The organism is Spirilliplanes yamanashiensis (genome assembly GCF_016863475.1).
Taxonomy (GTDB): domain Bacteria; phylum Actinomycetota; class Actinomycetes; order Mycobacteriales; family Micromonosporaceae; genus Spirilliplanes; species Spirilliplanes yamanashiensis.
The window spans coordinates 31,925-58,201 of the sequence record NZ_BOOY01000034.1; the positions used below are offsets into that span (position 1 = coordinate 31,925).

The 26,277-nt window shown below is 77.0% G+C and carries 25 protein-coding genes; 16 read left to right on the forward strand and 9 right to left on the reverse strand.

The features are described 5' to 3' along the window. Positions 1–29 precede the first annotated feature (29 nt). Complete coding sequence (locus Sya03_RS24340; protein WP_203940725.1) at positions 30–377, reverse strand: hypothetical protein; 348 nt, start codon at positions 375–377, stop codon at positions 30–32. 82 nt (positions 378–459) lie between these two features. After that, positions 460–1,407, reverse strand: a complete 948-nt coding sequence (locus tag Sya03_RS24345) for an ArsR/SmtB family transcription factor (RefSeq protein WP_203940726.1) — start codon at positions 1,405–1,407, stop codon at positions 460–462. 59 nt (positions 1,408–1,466) lie between these two features. Between Sya03_RS24345 and Sya03_RS24350 the strand changes: the two genes are divergently transcribed. Beyond that, positions 1,467–2,684 carry an MFS transporter gene (locus tag Sya03_RS24350; protein ID WP_203940727.1) on the forward strand — a complete coding sequence of 406 codons (1,218 nt, stop codon included), beginning with the start codon at positions 1,467–1,469 and terminating at the stop codon, positions 2,682–2,684. Here Sya03_RS24350 and Sya03_RS24355 read toward each other — a convergent pair. After that, positions 2,599–3,042 (reverse strand): hypothetical protein, encoded by a 444-nt coding sequence (locus Sya03_RS24355; protein ID WP_203940728.1) that lies wholly within the window; start codon positions 3,040–3,042, stop codon positions 2,599–2,601. The genes Sya03_RS24350 and Sya03_RS24355 overlap by 86 nt on opposite strands. 150 nt (positions 3,043–3,192) lie before the next feature. On the opposite strand from Sya03_RS24355, the gene Sya03_RS24360 reads away from it, so the two are divergent. Then, a complete protein-coding gene (locus Sya03_RS24360) occupies positions 3,193–3,987 on the forward strand; it encodes a hypothetical protein (RefSeq protein WP_203940729.1) in 795 nt (264 codons plus the stop codon). Between the two features lie 89 nt (positions 3,988–4,076). Next, positions 4,077–4,925, forward strand: a complete 849-nt coding sequence (locus Sya03_RS24365) for a hypothetical protein (RefSeq protein WP_203940730.1) — start codon at positions 4,077–4,079, stop codon at positions 4,923–4,925. Between the two features lie 13 nt (positions 4,926–4,938). Here Sya03_RS24365 and Sya03_RS24370 read toward each other — a convergent pair whose 3' ends face one another. Further along, entirely contained in the window at positions 4,939–5,628 is a 690-nt protein-coding gene (locus tag Sya03_RS24370; RefSeq protein WP_370872180.1) for an aminoglycoside 3'-phosphotransferase, read from the reverse strand. Next, entirely contained in the window at positions 5,625–6,356 is a 732-nt protein-coding gene (locus tag Sya03_RS24375) for a CDP-alcohol phosphatidyltransferase family protein (RefSeq protein WP_239107806.1), read from the reverse strand. Before Sya03_RS24375 ends, Sya03_RS24370 begins: the two co-directional genes overlap by 4 nt. A 99-nt stretch (positions 6,357–6,455) precedes the next feature. Between Sya03_RS24375 and Sya03_RS24380 the strand changes: the two genes are divergently transcribed. From Sya03_RS24380 to Sya03_RS24400, 5 genes are all read left to right on the forward strand, one after another. Then, the gene (locus tag Sya03_RS24380) at positions 6,456–7,436 is read left to right on the forward strand and encodes a zinc-dependent alcohol dehydrogenase (RefSeq protein ID WP_203940732.1); all 981 of its coding nucleotides are present in this window, start codon (positions 6,456–6,458) and stop codon (positions 7,434–7,436) included. 2 nt (positions 7,437–7,438) lie between these two features. After that, positions 7,439–7,837 carry a 6-pyruvoyl trahydropterin synthase family protein gene (locus tag Sya03_RS24385; protein WP_203940733.1) on the forward strand — a complete coding sequence of 133 codons (399 nt, stop codon included), beginning with the start codon at positions 7,439–7,441 and terminating at the stop codon, positions 7,835–7,837. Next, entirely contained in the window at positions 7,834–8,874 is a 1,041-nt protein-coding gene (locus Sya03_RS24390; RefSeq protein ID WP_203940734.1) for a glycosyltransferase family 4 protein, read from the forward strand. The genes Sya03_RS24385 and Sya03_RS24390 overlap by 4 nt, the downstream gene beginning before the upstream one ends. Next, entirely contained in the window at positions 8,871–9,614 is a 744-nt protein-coding gene (locus Sya03_RS24395) for a methyltransferase domain-containing protein (protein ID WP_203940735.1), read from the forward strand. Before Sya03_RS24390 ends, Sya03_RS24395 begins: the two co-directional genes overlap by 4 nt. A 63-nt stretch (positions 9,615–9,677) precedes the next feature. Further along, positions 9,678–10,703 carry a lysylphosphatidylglycerol synthase transmembrane domain-containing protein gene (locus Sya03_RS24400; protein WP_203940736.1) on the forward strand — a complete coding sequence of 342 codons (1,026 nt, stop codon included), beginning with the start codon at positions 9,678–9,680 and terminating at the stop codon, positions 10,701–10,703. Here the strand turns inward: Sya03_RS24400 and Sya03_RS24405 are convergent. Next, complete coding sequence (locus Sya03_RS24405) at positions 10,658–11,362, reverse strand: RibD family protein (RefSeq protein WP_203940737.1); 705 nt, start codon at positions 11,360–11,362, stop codon at positions 10,658–10,660. The genes Sya03_RS24400 and Sya03_RS24405 overlap by 46 nt on opposite strands. A 98-nt stretch (positions 11,363–11,460) precedes the next feature. On the opposite strand from Sya03_RS24405, the gene Sya03_RS24410 reads away from it, so the two are divergent. The 4 genes from Sya03_RS24410 to Sya03_RS24425 all read left to right on the forward strand — a co-directional run bounded on the left by Sya03_RS24410 (position 11,461) and on the right by Sya03_RS24425 (position 15,385). Further along, positions 11,461–12,129: a GTP cyclohydrolase II gene (locus Sya03_RS24410; protein ID WP_203940812.1), complete on the forward strand. Its 669-nt coding sequence runs from the start codon at positions 11,461–11,463 to the stop codon at positions 12,127–12,129. 19 nt (positions 12,130–12,148) lie between these two features. Further along, the gene (locus tag Sya03_RS24415; protein WP_203940738.1) at positions 12,149–12,970 is read left to right on the forward strand and encodes an MEDS domain-containing protein; all 822 of its coding nucleotides are present in this window, start codon (positions 12,149–12,151) and stop codon (positions 12,968–12,970) included. Further along, entirely contained in the window at positions 12,967–13,932 is a 966-nt protein-coding gene (locus Sya03_RS24420; RefSeq protein WP_203940739.1) for an anti-sigma factor RsbA family regulatory protein, read from the forward strand. Before Sya03_RS24415 ends, Sya03_RS24420 begins: the two co-directional genes overlap by 4 nt. A 382-nt stretch (positions 13,933–14,314) precedes the next feature. Beyond that, positions 14,315–15,385 (forward strand): TerC/Alx family metal homeostasis membrane protein, encoded by a 1,071-nt coding sequence (locus Sya03_RS24425; RefSeq protein ID WP_203940740.1) that lies wholly within the window; start codon positions 14,315–14,317, stop codon positions 15,383–15,385. A gap of 55 nt (positions 15,386–15,440) precedes the next feature. Here the strand turns inward: Sya03_RS24425 and Sya03_RS24430 are convergent, their stop codons facing one another. Next, entirely contained in the window at positions 15,441–16,013 is a 573-nt protein-coding gene (locus Sya03_RS24430) for an RICIN domain-containing protein (protein WP_203940741.1), read from the reverse strand. 118 nt (positions 16,014–16,131) lie between these two features. After that, positions 16,132–16,806, reverse strand: coding sequence for a hemerythrin domain-containing protein (locus Sya03_RS24435; protein WP_203940742.1), 675 nt, complete (start codon positions 16,804–16,806; stop codon positions 16,132–16,134). Positions 16,807–16,875: 69 nt separating this feature from the next. Between Sya03_RS24435 and Sya03_RS24440 the strand changes: the two genes are divergently transcribed. From Sya03_RS24440 to Sya03_RS24450, 3 genes are all read left to right on the forward strand, one after another. After that, positions 16,876–20,145 (forward strand): ATP-binding protein, encoded by a 3,270-nt coding sequence (locus Sya03_RS24440; RefSeq protein WP_203940743.1) that lies wholly within the window; start codon positions 16,876–16,878, stop codon positions 20,143–20,145. A 76-nt stretch (positions 20,146–20,221) separates the two neighbouring features. Beyond that, complete coding sequence (locus tag Sya03_RS24445) at positions 20,222–22,306, forward strand: MMPL family transporter (RefSeq protein ID WP_203940744.1); 2,085 nt, start codon at positions 20,222–20,224, stop codon at positions 22,304–22,306. 86 nt (positions 22,307–22,392) lie between these two features. Next, positions 22,393–25,248, forward strand: coding sequence for a M36 family metallopeptidase (locus Sya03_RS24450; protein WP_239107807.1), 2,856 nt, complete (start codon positions 22,393–22,395; stop codon positions 25,246–25,248). Positions 25,249–25,300: 52 nt separating this feature from the next. Here the strand turns inward: Sya03_RS24450 and Sya03_RS24455 are convergent, their stop codons facing one another. After that, the gene (locus tag Sya03_RS24455) at positions 25,301–25,591 is read right to left on the reverse strand and encodes a hypothetical protein (protein ID WP_203940746.1); all 291 of its coding nucleotides are present in this window, start codon (positions 25,589–25,591) and stop codon (positions 25,301–25,303) included. A gap of 136 nt (positions 25,592–25,727) precedes the next feature. On the opposite strand from Sya03_RS24455, the gene Sya03_RS24460 reads away from it, so the two are divergent. Next, positions 25,728–26,276 (forward strand): RNA polymerase sigma factor, encoded by a 549-nt coding sequence (locus Sya03_RS24460; protein WP_203940747.1) that lies wholly within the window; start codon positions 25,728–25,730, stop codon positions 26,274–26,276. The last annotated feature ends 1 nt before the right edge of the window (position 26,277 follow it).

The following is a 26,277-nucleotide window of genomic DNA, read 5'->3' on the forward strand; positions in this document are numbered from 1 at the left end:
CCCCCGCTGCGGCGGGGGCCCACCGTCCGTCAGCGCCAGAACGTGGCGACCGCCGCGTTGACCAGCGTCAGCCCGATCACGGCCAGGAAGTGGCCGCGGTTGACGTCGGCCCGCTTGCGAGAGAAGAACACCATCACGAAGATCATGACGGCGAGCAGCATCTTCACGCCCAGCTTCACCGGGCTCGGCTCGGCGTCGCCGCCGCCGCGCAGCGGGGCCGCCAGGGCCAGGCCGGTGACGACCTGGATCACCGCGCCCCACAGCATCGCGGGGTTGATCCGCAGCTTCGCCGTCAGGTACTGCACGATCGCGCCGCCGAGCAGCAGAGCGAATCCGATCAGGTGCGCGTACCGCAGCACCAGCCGCAGGGCCTCCACGCCGCCGTCCTTCCGTCGGTGAACGGCCAGTATCGCCGATCATGCCCGCGCGCCCGGGGCCGGGGCGGCGACTGTGGACGCCTCAGCGCTGCGCCCGCAGCAGGCGCTCGGCGGTGCCGGTGCGGTAGTACAGCACCGAGCGGCCCGCCCGCCGCCGGCGCACCAGGCCCGCGTCGAGCAGCACCTTCAGGTGGTTGCCCACCGAACCGAGGCCGTGGCCGGTGACGGCGACGAGCTGGGTGGTGCTCATCGGCGTGCCGAGCGCGGCGAGGACCGCCGCCCGGCCGGGGCCGAGCAACCGGCTCAGCGTGCCGGGCGCGGCGGCGGGGCCGGCGGCGAGCAGGCCCCCGCAGGGGTAGACCAGCGAGTAGCGGTGCGGCGGCGCCCAGCCGGCCCAGCCGTTCGCGGTGACGGCCGGGATGAACAGCAGCTGTGCCCCGGCCAGGTCGCGCGGCGGGTGGTCGTGGGCGTTGATCTGCAACCGGCCGTCGCCCAGCCACCGGGTGCCGTGGCGCAGGTCGCCCAGCGCGGCCGCCCAGCCGCCGGTGGTGAGCCGCCGGGTGCGGGCGACGATGTCGGCCTCGAACGCGCGCGCCAGGCGCGGCCAGTCCGGCGCGACGGCCAGCTCCCACACCCAGCCGAGCAGGTCCGCGACCCGGTCGCCGAGGTCCGGCACGGCCAGCTCCGCGGGCCGGGAGCGGCCGGGGGCGAGCCCGGCCAGCACCGCGTCGGCCGGGGTGCGCCGCACCCGCGCCAGCTCGTCGCCGATGTCGAGGTCGTCGTCGGCCGGCGGCACGCACAGCACGTCGGCGAGCCAGCCCGGCGTGACGGCCGCCCGGGCGAACGCCGCCGTCACCGGGTCGGCGGCCAGCCGCTCGCGCAGCGCCGGCCGGTGCCGCGCGACGTCCTGCCGGCCGGGCCGGGCGGGCGCCCCGAGCAGCACCAGCAGCGCGGCCACCGTCTCGGCCAGGGCGGACGTGCGGAACCGGCTGCGCGCCAGCACGTCGGCGCCGACCAGCCAGACCCCCATGTTTCGCCTCCGCGCGAAACTGTACCGGCGCGCCGCAGCGCCCGCCGAGACTGCGGACCATGCGCACGTACCGCGAGCTGTTCCGCACCCCCGAGTTCACGCCGCTGTTCGCCGCGTCGGCCGCCCAGACCGCGGCCGGCACGCTGAGCGGCCTGGCGCTCGGCACCCTCGTGTACGCGCGCACCGGCTCCCCGCTGCTGGCCGCGCTGAGCATGTTCGGGCCGTCGTTCGGCCAGGTGCTCGGCGCGCTGCTGCTGCTGTCCGCCGCGGACCGGCTGCCGCCGCGCACCGCCGTCACCCTCGTCGCCGCCGCGTACGGGACCGGCCACCTGGTGCTGGCCCTGCCCGGGATGCCGCTGTGGGGCACGTTCGCGGTGATCCTCGCCCTCGGCGTGGCCGGCTCGCTCGGCGGCGGCGTGCGCTGGGGCCTGCTCGGCGAGATCCTGCCGCCCGGCGGGTACCTGCTCGGCCGGTCGGCGTTCAACGTCTCCGTCGGTGCCATGCAGATCGCCGGGTTCGCGGCGGGCGGCGTGCTCATCGCGGTCGTGTCGCCGCGCACCGCGCTCGTGATCGGCGGCGTCCTCGGCCTCGGCGCCGCCGCGATCGCCCGGTTCGGCCTGACCCGGCGGCCGGCGCGCGCCGCCGGCCGGCCGTCGGTCGCCGCGACGTGGCGGGTCAACCGCCGGCTGTGGTCGGCACCCGGGCGGCGCACCCTCTACCTGGCGATGTGGGTGCCCAACGGACTCGTCGTGGGGTGCGAGGCGCTGTTCGTGCCGTACGCCCCCGGCGCCGCCGGGCTGCTGTTCATCGCGGGCGCCCTCGGCATGCTCGGCGGCGACGTGCTCACCGGGCGGGTGCTGCCGCCGCGGCTGCGCGGCCGGTTCGTCACGCCGCTGCGGGTGCTGCTGGCCGCCCCGTACCTGCTGTTCGCGGTCGCGCCCGCCGCCCCGCTCGCCGCCGTGCTGGTGGCCGTCGCGTCCGCCGGCTTCGGCGCCGGGCTGCTGCTGCAGGAACGCCTGCTCGCGGTGACCCCCGCCGACGTGCGCGGGCAGGCGCTCGGCCTGCACTCCACCGGCATGATGACCATGCAGGCCGTCGGGGCCACGATCGCCGGCGCGGTCGCCCAGCTCGTGTCCGTGCCCGTCGCGATCGCCCTCATGGCGGTGGCGTCGCTGCTGGTCACGGCGGCGCTCACCAGGGGCCTGCGCCCCCGCTCCCCCGGTAGTGCAGCCGCAGCTGCAACCCCTGCGGCCCCGCCTGCCAGCCCACGTCACTGACCTCCACCGCGCCCGGGTGCGCTGCCGCCAGCCACGCCGTCGCCTTGCCGAACACCTCGGCCGGGGTGCCGCCGTCGAACGCCACCGACTGCAGCCAGCCCTCCGGCGCGGCGGGGCTGGTCGGCGTCAGGTCCACCGGCACCGTCGGCTCCGGGCCCGACACCACCGCCGTCGTGCCCACCGGGCGGCCGTTCACCAGGCCCTGCACGAACCAGTCGTTGATGGCCTCGTCGTGCTCGACCACCCACTCCGACACCGGCCCGGCGTCCGCCGCGATCGCCTGCTTCGCGCTCTCGATGGCCGCGTCCAGCGCAGGGATCTCGACGTCGCCGCCGCCGTACTCGACCCGATACGTCATGCCGTCGCTGTACCCGGCCGGGCGCGCGCCCAAGCGGCACGAATCCTCAAGCGCGTCTTAAGTCGCCCGTGGCGGTGAACCGCTGTGTGCCGCCGTCCCGTATTGGCCGGTACGCAGGCAGCGACCGGCACGATGACGAGGAGTCAGACGATGAGACTGCGACGAGGCACCGGAGCGAACCGGAAGGCGATCGGCGCGGCGGTCATCGCCGGGGTGCTCGCGGTGGGCGGGCTGACCGGCGTGCAGTTCGCCGCCGCCGGCGAGAGCACGACCGCGGCGGACATCATCGACGTGGACGGTCAGCAGTTCGACGTCGCCGACTGCGAGGAGCTGCAGATCGAGGCCGGCAACGTGATCTGCGACGGCGAGGAGCTGCAGCCCGAGGACGAGATGGGCGCGCTCGAGGCGGCGGAGCAGGCGGCGCAGGCGCTGGAGGCGTCCTGCGACGTGTTCGCCACCAACCTCGGCGCCGCCCAGCAGGAGGCCGCCGAGGAGGCCGAGGCCGCGGGCCAGGACGACGCGTCGGCGCGCAAGGCGGCGGTCAAGGGCGTGACGACCAAGATGCGGTCGGCCATGGCCGAGGACGACGCCGCGGCCGAAGAGGACGCCGCCGCTGAGGAAGACGCGGCCGCTGAGGAGGACGCCGCCGCTGAGGAGGACGCCGCCGCCGAGGAGGACGCCGCCGCCGAGGAAGAGGACGCCGCCGCCGAGGAGGACGCCGCCGCCGAGGAGGACGCGGCCGCCATCGAGGACGCGCAGTTCGCGCTGCTGGAGGCCTGCGTCAACCTGGCCAACGCCAAGAGCGCCGGCGACGCCGCCGAGACGAGCAAGGCCGCGAAGAAGGCCGCGAAGGCCGAGGCGAAGGCCGCCAAGGCTGCCGACAAGGCCGCCGACAAGGCCGCGAAGAAGGCGGCCAAGGACGAGGCCAAGGCCGCCCGGGACTGACCGGCGCGGACGGGAGGCAGGACGGTGGCGCGGCCCGGGGGCGGGACCGCGCCACCGTCGTGTCCGGGTGAGGCGGAAGGGAGGCCGCGGTGCCGGACGTGAAGGAGACCGCGGAGAAGCCGTCACCGTGGTTCGCACCCCCGGCGGCGCCCGCGGTGTCCACTGTCGACGGCGTGGCCGATGCCGGGACGGGGCCGGACGGGCGGCGGCACGCCATCCTGGCCATCGTGCTGGCGCTGGCCGTCGCCGCCGCGGGCGGGGCGCTGGTGCGCCCCCTGCAGGAGCGCGCCCGGCCCGCCGCCGCGGAACGACCCGGCGTACGCGAGGCCCCGGCCACCGGCCGCACGATCAGCGCGCCGCTCGGCGCCGACCGCGACCTCGGCCTCGACCTCACCGCTGCCACCACCCGGACCACGGTGCGCACCGCCGACCTCGGCGACCGCCTGTACGAGATCACGGCCACCGGCGCGACCCCCACGGCCGACGAGCGGTCCGGCACCGTCACCGTCGGCGCGGACCCGGCCGGGCGGCCGGGCGCCGGAGCGGTGGAGGTGCGCCTGCACTCCGCGGTGCGCTGGCGCCTGCGGCTGACCGCCCCCGCCACCGACCACGTGCTGGACCTGCGCGCGGGCGGCCTCGCCGGCCTCACCGTGACCGGCGAGTCGACCCGGATCACGCTGACGCTGGGCCCGCCCACCGGCACCGTCGACCTGCGCCTCACCGCCCCGGCGGGCCAGGTCGTCGTGGCGGCGCCGGCCGGGACGCCGGTGCGCGCCCGGTTCCAGGCGGGCGCCGGACGCGCCACCCTCGGCGCCACGGACGTCCGCGACGTGCGCCCCGGCAGCACCTTCACCCCGAAGAACTGGGCGGACGCCACCGACCGGTACTACGTGGACGCCACCGCGGCGGTCACCGGGTTCCGCCTCACCCGCGACTGACCGCCCGCCCTCGTCACAGCCGGTCGAGCAGCCGGTAGAACCGCGTCCGCACCGGGTCCGGCTCGACGCCGTACCGGTCCAGGAACCGGGCGGCCGCCCACGGGCCGTACTGCGGGTTCATCGGGCTGGTCAGCGACCGGGTGGCTACCGCCAGGTCGGCCCAGCGGTCGGCCACCCCGAGGCGTCCGGCGTCGACCACGCCGGTGACCCGGCACGTGTCCGGGTCGAGCAGCACGTTGGGCACGCACAGATCCCCGTGACAGACCACCGTGTCCTCCGGCCCGGGCCGCGCGGCGAGCACCTCGCGCTCGCCGGGGCCGGGATCGGCCGCCAGCGCCGCGGGGATCGTCACCGCGAGCGTGCGGTTGAAGGGGCAGTCCGCCGCCGGCAGCGCGTGCAGTGCCCGGGCCAGGCCGGCCAGCGCGTCGACCACGCGGGGCCGCAGGTCCGCCGGCCACGGTTCGGCCGCGGAGCGTCCGGGGACCTCGGCGGTGACCAGCAGGCCGGGGCGGCAGTCGAGCACCTCGGGGGCCGGGATGCCGTGCCGGCGCAGCCAGGTCAGCCGCTCACCCTCGCCGACCAGGTCGATCCGCGGGTCGGCCGACTGCTTGCGGTACACGCCGGGGCGGCGCGACACGGCGGCGCCGGACCGGCCGGTCGTCACCGGCTCCCACACGCCGCCGAGCGTAGCGGCGCGGGTCAGGCCGGGACGGGGGTGCGGTGGGCCGAGCGCCACAGCCAGGCGGAGTCCGTGCCGAACGACCAGCACAGCGCGCCCAGCGCCGCGACCACCACGAGCAGCCCCGCCGCCCAGGGCAGCAGGCCGGAGCCGGCCACCACCAGCGCGACGCCCTGCACCGCCGCGACGACCTTGCGGGCGAACTTCGGCGGCAGGGCGGCGTCCAGCCACGGCCAGGCCCAGGACGCGGCGACGAACAGGTAGCGCATCGCGCCGATGGCCAGCACCCAGGCGCCGAAGTCGGCGGCGACGTAGGCGCTCAGCGCCAGGATGAGAAACGCGTCGACCTCCATGTCGAAGCGGGCGCCGAACGGCGAGCAGGTGCCGGTGCGCCGGGCGACCTTGCCGTCGACGCCGTCGAGCAGCAGCGCCACCGATGCCAGCACGATGAGCACGGCGACCGGCACCCCGCGGGTGAACGAGTCGGCGATGAGCGCCGCCACGCCGCCGACGAGGGTGGCGCGGGCGAGGGTGACCTGGTTCGCCGGGCCGAACGCGCGCAGCCCCGAGGTGCGCAGCCCGGCGAGCAGCAGCAGCCACAGCCCGACGCCGAACACGCCGCCCGTGACCCAGCCGGCCGGGCCGAGGCCCACCGTCGCGCCGAGCGTCGCCAGCAGGGCGAACTGGGCGACCAGGCCGACGGCGGGCGCGTCGGCGGTCACCGTCGCGACGGGATGCGTGCTTGTCGTCACCAGTCCTCCGTAACCGTGTGACACGATCGGCGGGGGTGCCGAAACGCGCCTACCGGTGTCAGTACGCGCGACCGGCGTCGGCGGTTCAGAGGGGTGTCGATGACGGTGGGTGAGCAGGCGTTCTGGCTGGCGGCGCCGGGGCGCGGCGAGCTGCGGCCCGCCGAGGTCGCGCCGCCGGGCGACGGCGAGGTGCTGGTGCGCACGCTGCGCACCGGGGTCAGCCGGGGCACCGAGACGCTGGTGTTCGGCGGCGGGGTGCCGGCCAGCCAGCAAGCGGTCATGCGGGCGCCGTTCCAGGAGGGCGACTTCCCGGCGCCGGTGAAGTACGGCTACCTGAACGTCGGCGTGGTCGAGCAGGGCCCGCCGGAGCTGGCCGGGCGCACGGTGTTCTGCCTGTACCCGCACCAGACCCGGTACGTGGTGCCGGCGGACGCGGTGACGGTGGTGCCGGACGCCGTCCCCGCCGACCGGGCGGTGCTGGCGGGCACGGTGGAGACCGCGGTGAACGCGGTGTGGGACGCGGCGCCCCTGGTCGGCGACCGGATCGCCGTGGTCGGCGGCGGCATGGTGGGCTGCGCGGTCGCGGGCGTGCTGGCCGGGCTGCCGGGGGCGCGGGTGCAGCTGGTCGACGTGGACCCGGCCCGGGCCGCCACGGCGGCGGCGCTGGGCGTCGGGTTCGCCGCGCCGGAGGACGCCGCGGACGGCTGCGACGTGGTGATCCACGCCAGCGCCACCGCCGCCGGGCTCACCCGCTCGCTGGAGCTGCTGGCCGCCGAGGGCACGGTGGTGGAGCTGAGCTGGTACGGCGACCGCCGGGTCGAGCTGCCGCTGGGCGAGAACTTCCACTCGCGCCGGCTCACCGTGCGCAGCAGCCAGGTCGGCACGGTCTCCCCCGCCCAGCGCGGCCGCCGCTCGTACGCCGAGCGGCTCGGCGTGGCGCTGGACCTGCTCGCCGACGACCGGTTCGATGCGCTGGTCACGGGCCGCTGCGCCTTCGAGGAGTTACCGTCGGTGCTGCCCCGGCTCGCGAGCGGCGAGCTGGCCGCCCTGTGCCACCTGGTTGTCTACCCCGAGGAGTGAGCGTGTTCAGCGTCACCGTCCGCGACCACATGATGATCGCCCACAGCTTCCGCGGGGAGGTCTTCGGTCCGGCGCAGCAGCTGCACGGCGCCACCTTCGTCGTGGACGCGACGTTCCGCCGCCGCGAGCTGGACGACGACAACATCGTCGTCGACATCGGCCTGGCGTCCGAGCGGCTCAAGGCGGTCGTCGGGGCGCTGAGCTACCGCAACCTCGACGACGTGCCGGAGTTCGCCGGCGTGAACACCTCCACGGAGTGGCTGGCGAAGCACATCGCCGACCGGCTGGCCGACGCGGTGCACGCGGGCGACCTGGGCCCGGGCGCGCGCGGACTGACGGGCATCGCCGTGACGCTGCACGAGTCGCACATCGCCTGGGCCGGCTACGAGCGCGATCTGTGACCGACCTGCACGTCGTCCTGCCGGGCGACGTCGACGACCCGGCGGCGCCCAGCGGCGGCAACCGCTACGACCGGGAGGTCTGCCGGCGCCTGACCGGCGCCGGGTGGGTGGTGCGCGAGCACGCCGTCGCGGGTTCCTGGCCGTTCCCGGACACGGGGACGCGCACCGCCCTGGCCGCCGCCCTGGCCGAGGTGCCCGACGGCGGGCTGGTGCTGCTCGACGGGCTGGCCGCCTGCGCCGCCCCGGACGTGGTGGCGCCGGAGGCGAAGCGGCTGCGCCCGGTGGTGCTCGTGCACCTGCCGCTGGGCGACGAGACCGGCCTGAGCCCGGCGGACGCCGCGCTGCTGACGGCCCGGGAGGCCGAGACCCTGCGCGCCGCGGCCGGGGTGGTCGCCACCAGCGCCGCGGCGGCCCGGCGGCTGGCGCAGCTGCACGGGCTCACCGGCGTGGCGGTGGCCGAGCCGGGGGTGGACCCGGCGCCGGCGGCGCAGCCGTCGCCCGGCGGGACGCGGCTGCTCTGCGTCGCCGCGGTCACCCCGCGCAAGGGTCACGACGTGCTGCTCGACGCGCTCGGCCGGCTCGGCGGGCTGGACTGGGAGTGCCGGTGCGTCGGCGCGGCGGCGTCGCCGTGGGCGCGGGAGCTGCGCGACCCCACCGGCCGGGTCGTCTTCGCCGGGCCGCGCACCGGGGCGGAGCTGGCCGCCGAGTACGCCGCCGCCGACCTGCTCGTGCTGCCCAGCCGCGCCGAGACGTACGGGATGGTCGTCACCGAGGCGCTGGCCCGGGCCGTGCCCGTGGTGGCGAGCGCCGCCGACGGCGTACCCGAGGCCCTGGGCATGGACCCGCGCGGCGCGCGACCGGGCCTGCTCGTGCCGCCCGGCGACCCGGCGGCGCTGACCGCGGCCCTGCGCCGCTGGCTCACCGAGCCGGACCTGCGGCGCGACCTGCGCGCCGCCGCGGCGGGCCGGCGCGCGACGCTGACCGGCTGGGACACCACCGCCCGGCGCATCACCGACATCCTCCAGGAGACCCGATGAGCTTCAGTCCCGAGTGGCTGGCCCTGCGCGAGCCCGCCGACGCCGACGCCCGCGCCGCCGACCTGGTCGACCTGCTCGACCTGCCCGCGGGCCCGCTGGAGATCCACGACCTGGGCTGCGGCACCGGGTCGATGGCGCGCTGGCTCGCGCCGCGGCTGCCGGGCGACCAGCACTGGGTGCTGCACGACCGCGACCCGGTGCTGCTGGCGCACGCCGTCGCCGCCATGCCGCCCGGCGTCACCGCCACGGCCGCGCCCGGCGACCTGGCCGGCCTGACCGCCGCAGACCTGGCCGGGGCGTCGCTGGTCACCACGTCCGCGCTGCTCGACCTGCTCACCGAGCCGCAGGTCACCCGGCTCGCCGAGGCGTGCGCCGGGACGCCGGCGCTGCTCACGCTGTCCGTCGCCGGGCGGGTCACGTTCGACCCGGCCGACGAGCTGGACGCCGCGTTCGCCGACGCCTTCAACGCCCACCAGCGGCGCGGCGGCCTGCTCGGGCCCGACGCGCCCGCGGCCGCCGCGGCCGCGTTCGAGAAGCAGGGCGCCGCGGTCGAGCTGCGGGCCACGCCGTGGCGGCTCGGGCCGGACCGCGCCGCGCTGGCCGCCGAGTGGCTGGCCGGGTGGGTCGGCGCCGCCGTCGAGGAGCGCCCCGACCTGCCCGGGCCGGCGTACCTGCAGCGGCGGCTCGCCGCCGGGTTCACCGCCGAGGTGCAGCACGTCGACCTGCTGGCCCGGACGTGAAATGAACTCTCCGTCCCGCTGCGGCGTACTGCTCATCGGGTGTGTCGGGGAGAGGGGCAGTGCATGCGGGAGTTCTGGCGCTGGGCGCGCCTGGCCGGCGGGGCGGCGATCGTGGTCGTGCTGCTGTGGCGGCTGGGCACCACGCCGTTCCTCGACGGTTTCCGGGTCATCGACGGCGGCACGGTGCTGGCGGCGGCCGGGATCGGCGCGCTGACCACCGTCGCCAGCGCCTGGCGCTGGCAGCTCGTCGGGCGGGCGCTGGGCATCCGGCTGCCGCTCGGCAAGGCGGTCGCCGACTACTACCAGGCGCTGTTCCTCAACGCCGCGCTGCCGGGCGGGGTGCTCGGCGACGTCGGCCGGGCCGTCGGCAACGGCCGGGAGACCGGCGACGTGGGCCGCGGGGTGCGCGCCGTCGTGCTGGAACGCGCCGCCGGGCAGCTGGCCCTCGTCGCGGTCGCCGGCGCGGTCCTGCTCACCGACCCGCTGTCGGTGCTGCCGCAGGCGCCGCTCGGCCCGGTGGCCGCCGGCGCCGCCGCGGGCGTCGCCCTGCTGCTCGGGCTGCGGCACCGCGCCCGGCGCGCCGGGCGGGCCACCCGCTGGGGCCGGGCCTGGGACACCGCCACCGGCGACGTGCGGCGCGCCCTGCTCGGGCCGCGCACCGGCCCGGGCGTGCTGCTCGCCTCGCTGGTCGTGCTCGCCGGGCACGTCGCCACGTTCGTCGTCGCCGCCCGCGCCGCCGGCTCCACCGCCGGCGTCACCCGGCTCGCGCCGCTCGCCCTGCTGGCGCTGCTGGCGATGGCCATCCCGCTGAACGTCGGCGGCTGGGGGCCGCGGGAGGGCGTCACCGCGTGGGCGTTCGCCGCCGCCGGCCTCGGCGCCGGCCTGGGACTCACCGTCGCCGTCGTGTACGGGCTGCTCGCGCTGGTCGCCAGCCTGCCGGGCGCGGCCGTGCTGGCGGCCCGCGCCGTCGCCCGCCGCCGCCCCGCCCCGGTGGCCCGGCCCGCGACCGCGCTGGTGGAGCACCTGCGGCCGCCGGTGCTCGCCTACGCGGGCGTCTCCGCCGGGATGAACCGATCCGACAGGGCGTAGCGCAGCAGCACCACGTCGCCGATCTGACGGACCCCGGCCAGCGTCGCCCGGCGGCCCGCACACCACGGGAACGCGCCGTCACCCACGAACCGGGGCGCCCGCGAGTCCCCCACGAAGACGGGAGCGATCACCAGGTGCAGCTCGTCCACGAGACCGGCGGTGAGGAACTGGGTGAGCATCGACTGCCCGCCCTCGACCATCAGCCGCCGCACCCGACGGCCGTGCAGGTCGGCCAGCACGAACGCCAGGTCGACCGGGTCACCGGCGGCCACCACCGTGGCCAGGTGCCCGAGCCGGTCGGCGGCCTTGTCCGCGGCCGGGTCGGCGCAGTAGACCAGCCGGGCCGCGTCGCCCTCGGTGAAGAACCGGGCGGCCGGGTCCAGGGCGGCCTCGCCCGTCACCGTGACCTTCGCCGGGTTCGGCGGCAGGCCCCGCGCGGCGCGGGCGTGCCGGCGCCGCGGCGAGCGCACCAGCAGCCGCGGGTTGTCCTGCCGCACGGTCTCGGCGCCGACGAGGATCGCGTCGCAGCCGGCGCGCTCGGCGTCGACCCGGTCGAAGTCCGCCTCGTTCGACAGCAGCAGCCGCTCGTCGGCGGCGTCGTCGAGGTAACCGTCGATGGACATGCCGCAGCTGAGCAGGACGTACGGTCGGTCGGGCACCGCACCGATTCTGCCTCATCACGCAGCGGATGCCCCACCGACGAGCATCCCCAGGCAAGATCGGACACAGCGAACCCCGGAACCAGGAAGGGTGGATGATGTACACCTCCAGCGAGCTCGGCCCGGTTCCACCCGCCGCCATCCGGACCCAGGTGACGGTCCCCCTCCGCTTCCCGGACGGGTACACCGCCGTCCCGCGGGTCTTCAGCTTCGACGGCCTCGTCGACGGCCGCGAGCACATCGCGCTCGCGCTGGGCGACTGGGAGCGCGCCATCGACCGGTCGCTGGTCGGCGGCCCGGCCCCGCTGGTCCGCCCGCACAGCGAGTGCCTCACCGGCGACGTGTTCGGCTCCGAGCGCTGCGACTGCGGCCCGCAGCTGCGCGAGGCCGTCGAGCGCATCGCCGACGCCGGCGGCATCCTGCTCTACCTGCGTCAGGAGGGCCGCGGCATCGGCCTGTACGCCAAGCTCGACGCGTACGCGCTGCAGGACGGCGGCCTGGACACCTACGAGGCGAACCTGGCGCTCGGCCGCGGCGAGGACGAGCGCGACTACACGGTGGCGGCGCAGATGCTGACGGCGCTCGGCGTGGAACGGGTGGCGCTGCTCACCAACAACCCGGACAAGACGGCCCAGCTGGAACGCCTGGGCATCAAGGTCGAGGAGCAGGTCCGCACTCGGCTGCACCTTTCGGAGGCGAACCTGCGCTACTTGACGGCGAAGGCCGGCCGCAGCGCGCACACACTCGATCTGCCCCGCGTCGATTGAGCGGCCTAGACTGGCCCGCATGGGCGTGAGCGGCGTGGTCGACGGCCCGGTGGCCGATCACGTGTGCTGGTCCTACGACGAGCCGGGCACGTTCGACGCGTTCGCCGAGGGGTTCCTCGCCGACGGCGTGGCCGCCGGGCACCAGGTGTGGTGCGTGGCGCCCGCCGGGGCGGTGCTCGCCGGGCGGCTGCGCGAGCGGTTCCCGGCCGAGATCCGCCGCGGGGCGGTGCGCGTCGTCGACCCCGCCGCCACCTACGTGCCGGCCGCCGGGCCGCACGAGCAGGTCCGGCTGTACGCCGACGCCACCGACGCGGCGCTCGCCGCCGGCTACGGCGGGCTGCGGGTGGCCGCCGACGTGACCGCGATGCTGCACGGCCCGGAGCAGGTGGCGGCGTTCGCGCGCTACGAGCACCACGCCGACCGGCTGGTGCGGGCGCGGCCGTTCTCGGCGGTGTGCGGCTACGACCGGCGCGCGCTCGGGGCGGCCGCGGTCGAGCGGATCGCCTGCCTGCACACCGCGTCGAACGTGGCGGGGCTGCCGTTCCGGCTGAGCGCGAGCGCGCCGGGCGGCGGGGCGGCCGAGCTGGCCGGCGAGGTCGACGCGGCGGGCCGCGAGCTGTTCGCCGACGCGCTGGAGCTGGCCGACCTGCGGCCCACCGGCGGCGAGCTGGTGCTCGACGCGGCCGGGCTGCGGTTCGCCGACCACCGGGCGCTGCTGCTGCTGGACGCGTACGCCCGCGAGCGCGCCGCCGTGCTGGTGCTGCGCGGCGCGGCCGGCGCCACCGCGCACGTCGCCGCGCTGCTCGGCCTGGCCGCGGTGCGGGTGGAGGGGGCGCGGTGAGGACCGGAGCGGCCGCCGGGCGCACCGGCTACTTCCACGAGGCGCTGCTGTACGGCTCCGACGACGAGTTCCTCGCCGTGGCGGTGCCGTTCCTGGTGGGCGGGGCCGAGGCCGGCGAGCCGACCGTCGTGGCGCTGGGCGAGCGCACCGCCGGCCTGGTGCGCGCCGAACTGCCCGCCGGGGCGGACGTGGCGTTCCTGGGCGGCGGCGACACGTACGCCCGGCCCGCCGCCGCGATCCGCACCTACCGGGAGCTGCTGGCGCGACTCACCGCGGGCGGCGCGGGGCAGGTCCGCATCATCGGCGAGCTGCAGCGCGTGCACATGGGCTCGACGTGGGACTGGTGGGCCCGCTACGAGGCCGCGATCAACCGGGCGTTCGACGACTGGCCGCTGTGGAGCATGTGCGCCTACGACACCCGGGTGGCCTCCCCCGCCGTCGTCGGCGAGGTGCTGCGCACGCACCCGTTCGTGGCGTGCCCCGACGGCAGCCACCGGCCCAGCCCGGCGTTCGTCGAGCCGGCCGCATACCTGGCGCACCCGCCGGACGCCACGCCGGACCCGCTGGAGCGCACCGCCCCGGCGGTCAGCATCACCGACCCCACCGCGGCGCAGGCGCGCGCGGCCGCGGCGGCGGTCGCCGGCCCGCTGCTGGGCGGGCCGGACGCCGACGGGCTCGTCATCGCGGTCAGCGAGCTGGTCACCAACGCCCACCGGCACGGCGCCCCGCCCGTGCGGCTCGACGTGTGGGCCGCCGCGGACCGGGTGGTCGCGACCGTCCGCGACGGCGGCGCCGGGCCCGCCGACCCGTACGCCGGCCTGCTGCCCGCGGGCGACGGCACCGGCACCGGCGGGCTGGGCCTGTGGATCGCGTTCCAGTCGTGCAACCACGTCGCCCTGCGCCGCGAGCCGGGCGCGTTCACCGTCCGCCTGACGGCAGGCAACGCCTGCCTGCCGGACTGACACCCGCGCGGGGCGGGCCCGTCAGCGGTGCCGGCGCGGCCCCGACATCAGGGCGACGGAACTGATGAGCGCGGCCACCAGGAACAGGGCCGTCAGCAGGATGGTGGTCAGCATCGTGGGCGCCTCCTCGGCCGCGACGGTGCGGGCTGGGGTCCGTTCCAGCGTCCGCCCGGGCGCCGGCCGGCGTCAACGATCGTCGAACTTTCCCAGGAAGCACCCAGGATCACCTCATACTGTTCTCACGGAGGGGAGTACCTCGCAAAGATCGCGCCGGTCAGTACGAGTCCTCAGGCGGGACTCCCGGGCGGTCGCCCGCGGCAGGCCACACGTGCCCCGCGGGTGAGGGAGACCTCGGACGGTTCAGTGCGTTCGAGGAGGCCCCATGCCCGCCGATGTGATGCTCGCTGCCCCGATCGAGTCGATCGGGTCCCCACAGCTGTGGACGGTGACGGTCGCCGTCCTGCTCGGGCTGCTGGCCCTGGACTTCGCGATCACCCGCCGCCCGCACGACGTGCCGATGCGCGAGGCGGTCGGCTGGACGGTGTTCTACCTGGCCCTGCCGGTCGCGTTCGGGTTCCTGGTGTGGTGGCTGTACGGCAGCGGGCCGTCGGTCGAGTTCTTCACCGGCTGGGTGGTGGAGAAGTCGCTGTCGGTGGACAACCTGTTCGTCTTCATGCTGCTGCTGGCGGCGTTCGCGGTGCCGCCGCAGCTGGCCCAGCGGGTGCTGCTGTACGGCATCGTCGGCGCGCTGGTGCTGCGGGCCATCTTCATCGCCGCCGGGGCGGCCGTCATCAGCGCCGGCTCGTGGGCGTTCCTGCTGTTCGGCGGAATCCTGCTGGTGACCGCGGTGAAGGTGCTGCGCGACGCCGCGAAGGGCCACGAGCACGAGGTGGCGATCGACAGCATGCGCAGCGTCCGGCTGCTGCGCCGGCTGATGCCGGTGACCACCGAGTACCACGGCTCGAAGCTGACGGTCCGGGAGGCGGGCCGCCGGGCGCTGACCCCGGTGGCGCTCGTGGTGGTCGCCGTGTTCATGACGGACGTGGTGTTCGCGGTCGACTCGGTGCCCGCCGTCTACGGCGTGACCTCCGACCCGTACATCGTGTTCGCGACCAACGCGTTCGCCCTGCTCGGTCTGCGGGCCCTGTACTTCGTGCTGCGCAACGCGCTGAGCAAGCTGCGCCACCTCAACCACGGCCTGGGCATCATTTTGGCGTTCATCGGCGTGAAGCTGGTGCTGCACTGGGCGCACACGGTGTGGGCGTGGGTGCCGGACGTGCCGACCCCGCTGTCGCTGGTGGTCATCCTGGCGGTGCTGGGCACGGTCACGGCGACGAGCCTGCTGGCGAACCGCCGCGACGACCGCGCGGCCGTCGCGGCGGCGGCCGCCACCGGCGGGACGGGCGCGGGCGAGACGGACGCGGACGACCGCGAGGACGTCCGCGTCGGCTGACCGCCCGGCCGCCACGTCCCGGGAATCCAGGGCCCCGGGGCGTGGCGGCCGTGGCTCAGCTCGCCGGCAGGAACCGGAACTGCTGGTGGTTGAGCCCGGCGCCGGTGACCGCGTCCAGCACGACGGGCGCGCCCGGGTACGTGAAGCCGTAGAACGCGCCGGCCGCCTTGCCGGTGGCGTGCCGGGGCCGCAGGGTGACGTAGCCGGACCCGGCGTCGGTCACCGTCCACTGCTGCGCGAAGCCGCCGCCGCAGGTGTTCTGCACGAGCGGGGTGTGCGCGGTGGTGCCGCCGGACAGCGCCTCCAGGCACAGGCCGCTGACCCGGTTGACGATCCGGTGGTGGCCGTCCAGCGGGGAGAACGCCCAGTGCGACGGCCGGTACGCGGTGTCGCCGGTGGTGCGCCCCTGCACGATCGGCTGCCGGACGGCGGCGGACGCCATGGCGACCTCCAGCCGCCCGCCCGCGCCGGACGCGATCTGCGTGTAGCCGGCGGGGGGCGTGACGGCCGCGGCGGCGACCGGTGCGGCGGCGGCCGGAGCGGTGCCGGCGGCGGCCGCGGCGGCCGCGGCGGCCAGGCCGGTGAGGCCGGTCAGGACGGTGGCGAGGCGGCGGGTGTGACGGAACACAGTGGATCCCTCTCTCACGGTGCGGTCCCGGGCGTCTCCCGGGTGCCGGTACACCGTCGCGCGGGCCGCGTGCAGCCGGCCGCCGTCCCGCGTGCGGCCCGCGTGCGGCGGGCCGCCGTCACCCGCGGCCGAGCGGCGCGCGCAGCCGGCGGGTGCTGCGGGCGTAGCGGAACCGGCCGTACACCGCCCACACCAGGCGGGCCGGGGCGGGCAGGTTGCCGAGCATGTGCGCCCGCTCCTGCGCGTCGGCCTCCTCGAGCAGGGCGCCCAGGAACAGCAGCAGCTTGTCCTTCGGCGTCTCGACGGCGAACCGCTCCCCCAGCCGGTTCCACTCGGCGACGGTGAGGTGCTCCTCGATGAGCGGCAGCAGGTGGTCCTCCTCGTCGGTGAGGTGCTCGACGAGGGCGGCGCGGTGCGCCTCGTAGGCGGCCGCCAGCTCGGCGCCGACGGCCGGGTCGGCGGTGCGCTCCCAGGTGGTGAGCAGGCCGTCGATGGCGGCCAGGGTGCCGGCGACGCGCTCGTGCTGCTCCTCCATCCGCAGCACCAGCTCCGCCTCCAGGTCGACGCGGGCCAGCAGCAGCGGCCAGACGAGGGCGTCCTCGGCGGAGTGGTGGTGGTGCAGGCCGAGGGCGTAGCCGCGGGCGTGGTCGGCCACGAGCCGGGCCCGGGCGGTGTCGCCCGGGCGCACGGCCCGCACCAGCCTGGGCAGCAGCGCGGACTCGCGGCGGAACACGCGGTGGACGACGAACATGTCATGGGTGTCCGGGCGCTCCCGGACCGGTGTGGTGGTCATGCCGCCACCCTGCGGTTCAGCGGTTGCGGGCGGCTTGGACGCGGCTTGGAGAGCCCTAGACTGACGCCCGTGGTGCGCGTGCGCGTGCTCGGCCCGATCGAGGCCGAGGTCGGTGGCCGGCCGGTCGACGCCGGCGGGCCCCGGCAGCGCGCCGTGCTGGCGCTGCTGCTGGTGGGCCGCGGCGAGGTGGTGTCGGTCGACCGGCTGATCGAGCAGCTGTGGCGCGGCGAGCCGCCGCCGCGGGCGATCGCGTCGCTGCAGGCGTACGTGTCGAACCTGCGCCGCCAGCTGGAGCCGGACCGGCCGCAGCGGGCCCCGGCGACGCTGCTGGTGAGCCGGGCGCCGGGGTACGCGCTGCGGCTGCCCGCTGAGGCGGTCGACGCGTGGCGGTTCGAGGAGCTGCTGCGCCGGGCGCAGCGCGCCGAGCCGGGCCCGGCGCTGGAGCTGGTCACCGAGGCGCTGGCGCTGTGGCAGGGCCCGGCGTACGCGGAGTTCGCCGACGAGCAGTGGGCGGCGCCCGAGGCCGCCCGGCTGGACGAGCTGCGCCTGGCCGCCCGGGAGCTGGCCGTCGAGCTGACGGTGCGCGCGGGACGGGCCGCCGACGCGGTGGCGGCCGCCGAGGTGCTGACCCGGGAGCACCCGCTGCGCGAGGAGGCGTGGCGGCTGCTGGCGCTGGCGCTGTGGGGCTCGGGCCGGCAGGCCGACGCCCTGGCCGCGCTGCGCCGCGCCCGCCGCGCCCTGGCCGACGAGCTGGGGCTGGACCCGGGGCCGGCGCTGGCGGCGCTGGAGGACGCGATCCTGCACCAGCGGGTCGCCGAGCTGGGGCCGGCCGGGCCGCCCGCCGCGGCCCCGGAGGTCGCGGAGGCGCCGGACGTGTTCGTCGGCCGGCAGCCGGAGCTGGACCGGCTGCGCGAGCTGGCCGCCCGGGCCCGGCGGTCGGGCGGGGTCGGGCTGGTCTCCGGCGAGGCCGGGCTGGGCAAGTCGAGCCTGCTGGCGCGGGCCCGGCTGGAGCTGACCGCGGCGGGCTGGACGGTGGCGGTCGGCCGGTGCCCGGAGGTCGACGGCGCTCCTCCGGCGTGGGCGTGGGCGGAGGCGCTGTCCGCGCTGGCCGAGCGGCACCCGCCGGACGACCCGGCGGCGGTGGCGCCGCTGCTGCCCCGGCCGGGCGCCGCCGACGCCGAGCCGGGCGGCGACGCGGCCACCGGGCGGTTCCGGCTGCACCGGGCGGTCGCCGGGTGGCTGCGCGCCGCCGCGGGCCGGGCCCCGCTGGCCGTGCTGCTCGACGACCTGCACCGCGCCGACGGCGAGACCCTGGCGCTGCTGGAGAGCGCCGCCCGCGACCTGGCCGGGGCTCCCGTGCTGCTGCTGGGCGCGTACCGGCCCGCCGAGGGCGGCGAGGCGCTCGAGGAGACGTTGGCGCACCTGGCCCGCCGCTCGCCGGAACGGCTCGGGCTGGGCGGGCTGGCGGCGCCCGACGTGGCGGCGCTGGTGGCGGCCGTGCACGGCCCGGTGGACGGCCCGACCGTCGCCGCGCTGGCCGACCGCACCGGCGGCAACCCGTTCTACGTGCGCGAGAGCGCCCGCCTGCTCGCCGCCGAGGGGGCGCTGGTCGCGCTGGCGGAGGTGCCCGAGGGCGTCCGCGACGTGCTGCGCCGCCGCCTGGCCCGGTTGCCGGAGGCCGCCGTCGCGGTGCTGCGGCTGGCCGCCGTGGTGGGCCGCGAGGCCGAGGTCGAGGTGCTGGTCGCCGCCGCCGAGGCGGGCGAGGACACCGTCTACGACGCGCTGGAGACCGGCGTGGTCGCGGGTCTGCTCGGCGAGCCCGGGCCCGGCCGGGTGCGCTTCGCGCACGCGCTGGTGCGCGACACCCTCTACGGCGACCTGACGCGGCTGCGCCGGGCCCGGATGCACGGCCGGGTCGCCGAGGTGCTGCGCCGGCTGCGCCCGGACGACCTGGCCGCGCTGGCCCACCACTACGCCCGCACGACCGGCGCGGGCGAGCTGGCCGTCGAGTACGGGGTGCGCGCCGCCGAGCAGGCCGAGCGGCGCTACGCCCACGACTCGGCGGCGCGCCTGCTGGAGCAGGCCGTCGGCTGCCACGAGGCCATGCCGGTCACCGACGGCCACGACGACCGGCTGGCCGGGCTGCTCGGCCGGCTGCTGCGGGCGCAGCTGCGCGCCGGGGCGCTGGGCGCGGCCCGGGCCACCCGGCAGCGCGCCCTGACCGCGGCGCGCGCGGCGGGCCGCGACGACCTGGTGGTGGCCGCGTTCACGGCGTGGACCGAGCCGACGCCGTGGCAGGCCCGCCCGTACGGGACGATCGACCGGCCGGTCGTCGAGGCGCTGGAGCAGCTGCTGGCCCGCGACGACCTCGGAGCCGAGGTGCGGTGCCGGCTGCTGGACGCGTTCGTCAGCGAGCTGACCGGCGAGGACGACCCGCGGGTGCGCGCGGCGGGCGCGGAGGCCGTGGCGCTCGCCCGGACGGTCGGCGACCCGCGCCTGCTGGCGTTCACGCTGGCCACCGGCATCAAGGCCACCCAGGTCGACGGGCAGATCGACGAGCGGGAGGCGCTGGCCGTCGAGCTGGCCGAGGTGGCCGGGCCGCTCGACCTGCCGGCGTTCCGGTGGCACGCGACGTACGCGCTGGCGTCCGTCGCGGCGGTGCGCGGCGACGTGCCGGCGGTGCGTGCCCGGCTGGCCGAGGGCCTGGAGCTGACCCGGCGCTACCGGATGGCGGAGGCGGAGGGCATCCACCGGTTCGGCGACGCGATGCTCGACCACATCCAGGGCCGGTTCGACGAGGCCGAGCGCACCTACGCGGCGGCGGCCGAGCGGCTGCGCCGGGCGGGATCGGTGCACGCCGAGGGCTTCCTGGCGGTGGCGCTGTGCACGCTGCGGGTGAGCCAGGGCCGCATCGGCGAGCTGGAGCCGATGCTGGCGGCGCTCGCCGAGCGCTACCCCGACGGGCGCGACCCGCACGCGCTGGCGCTGGCCGCGCTGGGCCGCACCGCGCAGGCCCGGGCCGTGCGGGCCCACCCGGCGCCGGTGCGGCCGGACTACTTCTTCTCGGTGTTCACCACGCTGCGGGCGCTGGCCGTGGTGCGCCTTGGCGAGACATCGGAGGCGCCCGGGCTGATCGAGCAGCTGCTGCCGCTGCGCGACCAGCTGCCGGGCGCGCTGAGCACCACGCTGGCGTTGCAGCCGGTGGCGCTGACGCTGGGGCAGCTGTGCCGGCTGCTCGGGCGCGACGACGAGGCCCGGGCGCACTTCGCGCACGCCGAGGCGGTGGCCCGCCGGTGGGGGTCGCCGCACTGGGCCCGGGAGGCCCGCGCCGCGCGCTGAGCCGGCCGCAAGTCGGTCCCAAGTGGGCCGCCGCACCCTCTGCGGGACGTTGTCACACCCGTACCCGGAGGAACCCGTGTCTGCTCTCCTGCGCCGCGCCGGCGGCGCCGCGGCCGCCCACCCGTGGCGCACGCTCGCCGCGTGGCTGCTGATCCTGCTCGCCGCGACGGCGCTGAACGCCGTCGCCGGCGGCGAACCACGCGACGACTACAACGTCCCGGGCACCCCCGCCCAGGCCGGCACCGAGTTCCTGCGCGAGCGGCTGCCCGCCGCGTCGGGCGCCGACGCCCGCGTCGTGGTGCACCACCCGGACGGCGGGGCGGTCGAGCCGGCCGTGCTCGCCGCGGTCGCCGACCGGCTGGCCCGGTTGCCCGGGGTGGCGTCGGTGGCGCCGCCGCGGCTGTCCGCAGACGGCGACACCGCGCTGCTCGCGGTCGCGTACGCCGTGCCGGTGACCGACTTCCGCGGCACCGAGGGCGTGGACGCGCTGGCCGGCGCCGCCGCGCCCGCCCGGGACGCGGGCCTGCGGGTCGAGCTGGGCGGGTCGGTGCCCGAGAACTTCTCCGCGCCGGGCGGCGTCGCCGAGGCGGTCGGGATCGTGGCCGCCCTGCTGATCCTGGTGCTCGCGCTCGGCTCGGTGGTGGCGGCCGGGCTGCCGCTGGCGGTCGCGCTGGTCGGCCTCGGGGTCGGCGCGGGCCTGATCGGCCTGCTGTCGGCGGTCACCGACATCAGCGGCACCGCCCCGACGGTGGCCACGATGGTCGGCCTGGGCGTCGGCATCGACTACGCGCTGCTGCTGGTGGCGCGGCACACCGACGGGCTGCGCGCCGGGCTCGCCCCCGTTGCCGCGGCCGCCGAGGCCACCGCGACGGCCGGGCACTCGGTGCTGGTCGCCGGGCTCACCGTCCTGGTGTCGCTGTTCGGCCTGAAGCTGTCGACGCTGCCGGTGTACTCGTCGTTCGGGTACGCGACGTTCGCGACGGTCGGCGCGGTGATGCTGGCGGCGGTGACGCTGGTCCCGGCGCTGTGCGCGCTGGCCGGGCACCGGCTGCTGCCGCGCCGCGCCCGCCGGGCCCGGGTGGCCGTCCGTCCGCCGTGGATCGCCCGCTGGGCGGCCCGGGTGGCCCGGCGGCCGGTGCCGGCCGCCGCGCTGTCGCTGGGCGCGCTGCTGGCGCTGGCCGCGCCCGCGCTGGACATGCGCACCTGGCCGCAGGACGCGGGCCTGCAGCCGGCCTCCACGACCGTGCGCCGGGCGTACGACCTGGTGGCGGCGGAGTTCGGGCCCGGCGCGAACCTGACGATGATCGTGGCGGCCGACCCGGCGGCGGCCGACCCGGTCGCGGTGGCGGCGGCGGTGCGCGCGGTGCCCGGCGTGGCGGCGGTGACCGGCCCGGTCACCGGGCCCGCGGGCGGCGCGGCCGTCCTCGTCGTCGAGCCCGCCACCGCGCCGGCCGACGAGCGCACCGCGGAGCTGGTCGACCGGGTCCGCGCGGCCGTCCCGCCGGGCGTGCACGTCACCGGCCCGGCCGCCACGTCCGCGGACATCGCCGACCGGCTGGCGGAACGGCTCTGGGTGGTGATCGGGTTCGTGGTGGCCCTGTCGGTGCTGCTGCTGACGCTGCTGCTGCGCGCCCCCGTGGTGGCGCTCAAGGCCGCGGCCATGAACCTGCTGTCCGTGGCGGCCGCGTTCGGCGTGGTCACCGTGCTGTTCCAGACCGACGCGGGGGCCCGGTTGATCGGCCTGCCGCACGGCGGCCCGGTGTCGAGCTGGGTGCCGGTGCTGATGTTCACCGTGCTGTTCGGGCTGTCCATGGACTACGAGGTGTTCCTGCTGTCGCGGGTGCGCGAGGACTGGCTGGCCACCGGCGACGCGACGGGCAGCGTGGTGCGCGGGCTCGCCGCCACGGGCCGGGTCATCACCAGCGCGGCGGCGATCATGGTGGCGGTGTTCACGGGCTTCGCGCTGGACCCGGACGTCACCGTGAAGACCCTCGGTGTCGGGATGGCGACAGCGGTGCTCATCGACGCGACGGTCGTGCGGCTGGTGCTGGTGCCGGCCACGATGGCGCTGCTGGGCCGGGCGAACTGGTGGGTGCCGGGCCGCCGGGCCGCCGCGCCCGTCCAGCCGGAGCCGGACCGTATCCCGGCGATGGTGCCCTGATCGATATATTCCCAAACCTCGATGAAGCCGTAATGTCTGCGGTGTCCTTAAGAGATCCTTACGGACCCTCAGCCAGGAGGCACTGCGTGCACAGACGCCCATGGTCCATCGCCGTCGGGCTCGTCGCCACGACGACGCTGCTCCTCTCCACGGCGCCGACCTCGGCGACGGCGAGCCCCGACCGGCAGCAGGACGCGCACCCGCTGCCGGTCGCGGGCGACCATCCGTCCCACGAGTACGCCCACGTGGACAACCGCACCGGCACCGCCGCGCCCACCGCCGCCCAGCGCTCCCGGGTGGCCGGCGGGGTCACCGCCCGGTGGAACCGCCTGGGCACCCCGGCGTCGCTGATCAAGGGCGGCGGCGGCCCGCTGGCCCGCGGCCTGTCGAAGAACCCGGAGCAGGCCGCCCGCCAGTACCTGCGCGGCAACCTCGGCCTGTTCGCGATGACCCGGTCCGCGGCCGACACCCTCGAGACCGTCGCCACGACGCCGGTCGGCGCCGGGGCGGTCGTCCTGCTGCGCCAGCGGTTCGGCCGGCTGCCCGCCGCCCACGACGGCCTCGTCGCGGTCGCCGTGCGCGACGGCGAGGTCCTGCGCGTCACCTCGTCGCTGAGCCCGCGGACGTCGCTGCCCGTGCCCGCCACGCTCACCGAGGCGCAGGCCCTGGACGTCGCGCTCGCCGACGCCGGCATCACCGCCGCCGAGCTGTCCGACAGCCGGGTCCGCGCGGTCGCCATGCCCATGCCGGGCGCCCCGCCGCGCGCCGCCTGGGAGGTCGTCGTCATGGCCCCCGGCGCCGAGCACCCCGTCGGCTACACCACCTTCGTGGACGCCCGCGACGGCTCCGTGCTGGTGCGCGAGAACCTGGTGAACTTCGCCGAGGACAACCCCCGCTGGAAGGTCTTCCCGGCCACCCCGCCCGGCGCCGCCGACACCCGGCAGCTCTGGTGCGCCGTCACCGCCCCCGACTGCCAGCGGGTCGTGCTCGACCCGGCCACCGGCAAGGCGTGGGACATCGACCCGGCCACCGGCGCGCCGTCGACCACCACGTTCGGCAACTCCGCGGAGACCGTGCGGCAGTGGGGCGCAGGCAACCCCGAGGCGCCCGCCACGCCGAGCGCCGCCCGCGAGTACGTCTACCCGTTCACCAACCAGTGGAACGCCACCAAGTGCGACCCGGCGAGCCTGGCCTCGCCCGAGCGCGCCGACGCGGACGCCGCCACCGCGAACCTGTTCGCCATGCACAACCGGATGCACGACTGGTCGTACCACCTCGGCTTCACCGAGTCGGCGTGGAACATGCAGGAGACCAACCCCTCCGGCGACGGCCGCGGCGGCGACCCCGAGCGCGGCAACGCCCAGCAGGGCGCGGCCACCCAGACCACCCGCAACAACGCCAACCAGTTCAGCCCGCCCGACGGCATGCAGCCGGTGACCAACATGTACATGTGGCAGCCGCAGGCCGGCGCCGCGTACCCGCCGTGCGTCGACGGCGACTACGACATGACCGTCATCGGCCACGAGTACACCCACGCCATCAGCAACCGCATGGTCGCCGGGCCGGACGCCAACCTGTCGTCGCACCACGGCGGCTCCATGGGCGAGAGCTGGTCCGACCTGCTCGCCATGGAGTACCTGTTCGAGAGCGGCTACACCCCGCGCGGGCGCACGCCGTACGTCACCGGCGCCTACGTGACCGGCGACCTCGACGCGGGCATCCGCAACTACGACATGAGCACCAGCCCGCTGAACTTCTCCAACGTGGGCTACGACCGCGGCCCCGCCGTCCACTCCGACGGCGAGATCTGGAGCGCCACGAACTTCGACGTGCGCCGCGCCCTGATCGCCCGGTACGGTGCCGGCACCCGCGCCCAGCAGGAGGCCTGCGCCGAGGGCCGCACCCCGGCCGCCGAGTGCCCGGGCAACCGGCGCTGGGCGCAGCTCGTGTTCGACTCGTTCCTGCTGCAGGCCACCGGCGCGGTCAGCATGCTCGACATGCGCGACAACATGCTCGTCGCCGACGAGCTGCGGTTCGGCGGCGCCAACGCCGACCTGCTGTGGAACGCGTTCGCCGCCCGCGGCTTCGGCGCCGGCGCGATCAGCGGACCGTCCGACTTCGACCCGACGCCGAGCTTCGCGTCGCCGTACGCGCAGAACATCGAGGTCACCTTCCAGCCGCTCGGCGCCGGCCGCGGCAAGCCGGTCAGCCTGTACGCCGGCGACTACGAGTTCGGCTCGGTGCCGATCGCCGACACCGACCCGGCCACCGCGCTGCCCGAGACCGTCACGCTCCAGCCCGGGGCGTACCGGTTCCTGGCGGTCGGCAAGGGCCTGGGCCACAAGCGGTTCACGTTCACCGTCCGCCCCGGCGGCGGCACGGTCGTCGGCGCGGTCATGCCGGCCAACCTGGCGTCGGCGGCCGCGGGCGCCACGGTCACCGGCGACGGCACCGGCCTGGCCGCGCTCGTCGACGACGCCGAGACCACCACCCGCTGGACCGCCACCGGCGGCGCGGCGGGCCGGGTGGCGACGGTCGACCTGGCCGGGACGGGCGCGAGCCTGGTCTCCCGGGTGCAGGTCAGCGGCTTCGCGGGCCAGTTCAGCGCCGTGCGCCAGTTCGAGGTGCTGACCTGCAACGCGGCCGCGGGCCAGGACTGCGCCACGGACGCCGGCTACCGCCTGGCCTACACCAGCCCGGCGGACGCCCTGCCCAGCAGCAGCTTCCGCCCGAAGTCGCCGAACCTGATCATCAAGTCGTTCACGGTCCGGCCGGTCAACGCCACCCACGTCCGGCTGCGCACGGTCACCAACCAGTGCACCGGCAACCCGGCGTACGCCGGCGAGCAGGACAACGACCCGCGCTCCACCACCGACTGCGCCACCAGCGCACCGGCGGCGGGCACCGTGTCGGCCACCGAGTTCCAGGTGTTCAGCAGCTGATCGGCTGCACGTCGTCGCGGGGTCCGGCCGGTGCGGCCGGGCCCCGCGGCCGTCACCAGTCCGCGTCGGGGTCGTCGGCGGCGTCGTCGCCGGCGTCGTCGGGCGGCAGCTCGAAGCCGGGCTGGCCGAAACCCGGGTCGGCCAGGGCGGCCGGGTCGTCGCCCGCGTCCGGCTCCGGGTCCGGCGCAGGCTCCGGCGGCACGGCGTCGCCGAGGGTGTCGGCCGGGACCAGCGCCTCCGCCGGGGCGGGCGCGTCCGGGTCCAGGGCCGTGGCCAGGACCCGCAGGTGGACCTCCGGCGGCAGGGCCGGGACGTCCTCCATCGACAGCACCGTATCCGTCATCTCTGCATCCTCCTCGTCCCGCGGCCCGTCAGGGTGACCTTGGCCGAACTCCACCGACACCCGAATCACCTCTTCTACCGTTGTGTCACGCGAAAGGTCCGGTCGGAGAGGGGTCGTCGTCATCGCGCTTCCGGACGTGCCCGAGCAGCCCGCGCCGCCCGACGCCGCGGAGTCGCGCCTCGTCGACCGCGCCCGCCGCGGCGAGGCCGCGGCCTTCGAACGCCTCGTCGGCGACCACGCCCAGCGCACCTGGGCCGTGTGCTACCGGATCACCGGCAACGCCCACGACGCCGAGGACGCCCTCCAGGACGCGCTCATCGCCGCCTGGCAGAACCTGCCCCGCTTCCGCGGCGACTCGCGCTTCGGCACGTGGCTGCACCGCATCGCCGCCAACGCCTCGCTCGCCGTCGTGCGCCGCCGCCGCGACGTCGTCATGGACGAGCTGCCCACCGCCCGCGCGGAGGCCGCCATGACCGACCACTACGAGCGGCTGGCCGAGAGCGACCGCATCGAGGCGGCGCTGCGCACGCTGCCCGAGGACTTCCGGGTGGCGCTGGTGCTGCGCGAGTTCGGCGACCTGTCCTACCAGGAGATCGCCACCCACCAGGGGGTGGGCGTGCAGACCGTCAAGAGCCGGCTCAACCGGGCCCGCAGCGCGATGGCGGTCGCGCTCGGCCGCGCCTGAC

Excerpts from the sequence above, each read along its gene's own strand:
- Sya03_RS24380 (WP_203940732.1), top strand. The coding sequence starts at position 6,456 with ATGACGGTGGGTGAGCAGGCGTTCTGGCTGGCGGCGCCGGGGCGCGGC.
- Sya03_RS24435 (WP_203940742.1), bottom strand. The coding sequence starts at position 16,806 with ATGACCACCACACCGGTCCGGGAGCGCCCGGACACCCATGACATGTTC.
- Sya03_RS24395 (WP_203940735.1), top strand. The coding sequence starts at position 8,871 with ATGAGCTTCAGTCCCGAGTGGCTGGCCCTGCGCGAGCCCGCCGACGCC.
- Sya03_RS24360 (WP_203940729.1), top strand. The coding sequence starts at position 3,193 with ATGAGACTGCGACGAGGCACCGGAGCGAACCGGAAGGCGATCGGCGCG.
- Sya03_RS24345 (WP_203940726.1), bottom strand. The coding sequence starts at position 1,407 with ATGGGGGTCTGGCTGGTCGGCGCCGACGTGCTGGCGCGCAGCCGGTTC.
- Sya03_RS24350 (WP_203940727.1), top strand. The coding sequence starts at position 1,467 with ATGCGCACGTACCGCGAGCTGTTCCGCACCCCCGAGTTCACGCCGCTG.
- Sya03_RS24415 (WP_203940738.1), top strand. The coding sequence starts at position 12,149 with ATGGGCGTGAGCGGCGTGGTCGACGGCCCGGTGGCCGATCACGTGTGC.
- Sya03_RS24410 (WP_203940812.1), top strand. The coding sequence starts at position 11,461 with ATGTACACCTCCAGCGAGCTCGGCCCGGTTCCACCCGCCGCCATCCGG.
- Sya03_RS24425 (WP_203940740.1), top strand. The coding sequence starts at position 14,315 with ATGCCCGCCGATGTGATGCTCGCTGCCCCGATCGAGTCGATCGGGTCC.
- Sya03_RS24355 (WP_203940728.1), bottom strand. The coding sequence starts at position 3,042 with ATGACGTATCGGGTCGAGTACGGCGGCGGCGACGTCGAGATCCCTGCG.
- Sya03_RS24455 (WP_203940746.1), bottom strand. The coding sequence starts at position 25,591 with ATGACGGATACGGTGCTGTCGATGGAGGACGTCCCGGCCCTGCCGCCG.
- Sya03_RS24400 (WP_203940736.1), top strand. The coding sequence starts at position 9,678 with ATGCGGGAGTTCTGGCGCTGGGCGCGCCTGGCCGGCGGGGCGGCGATC.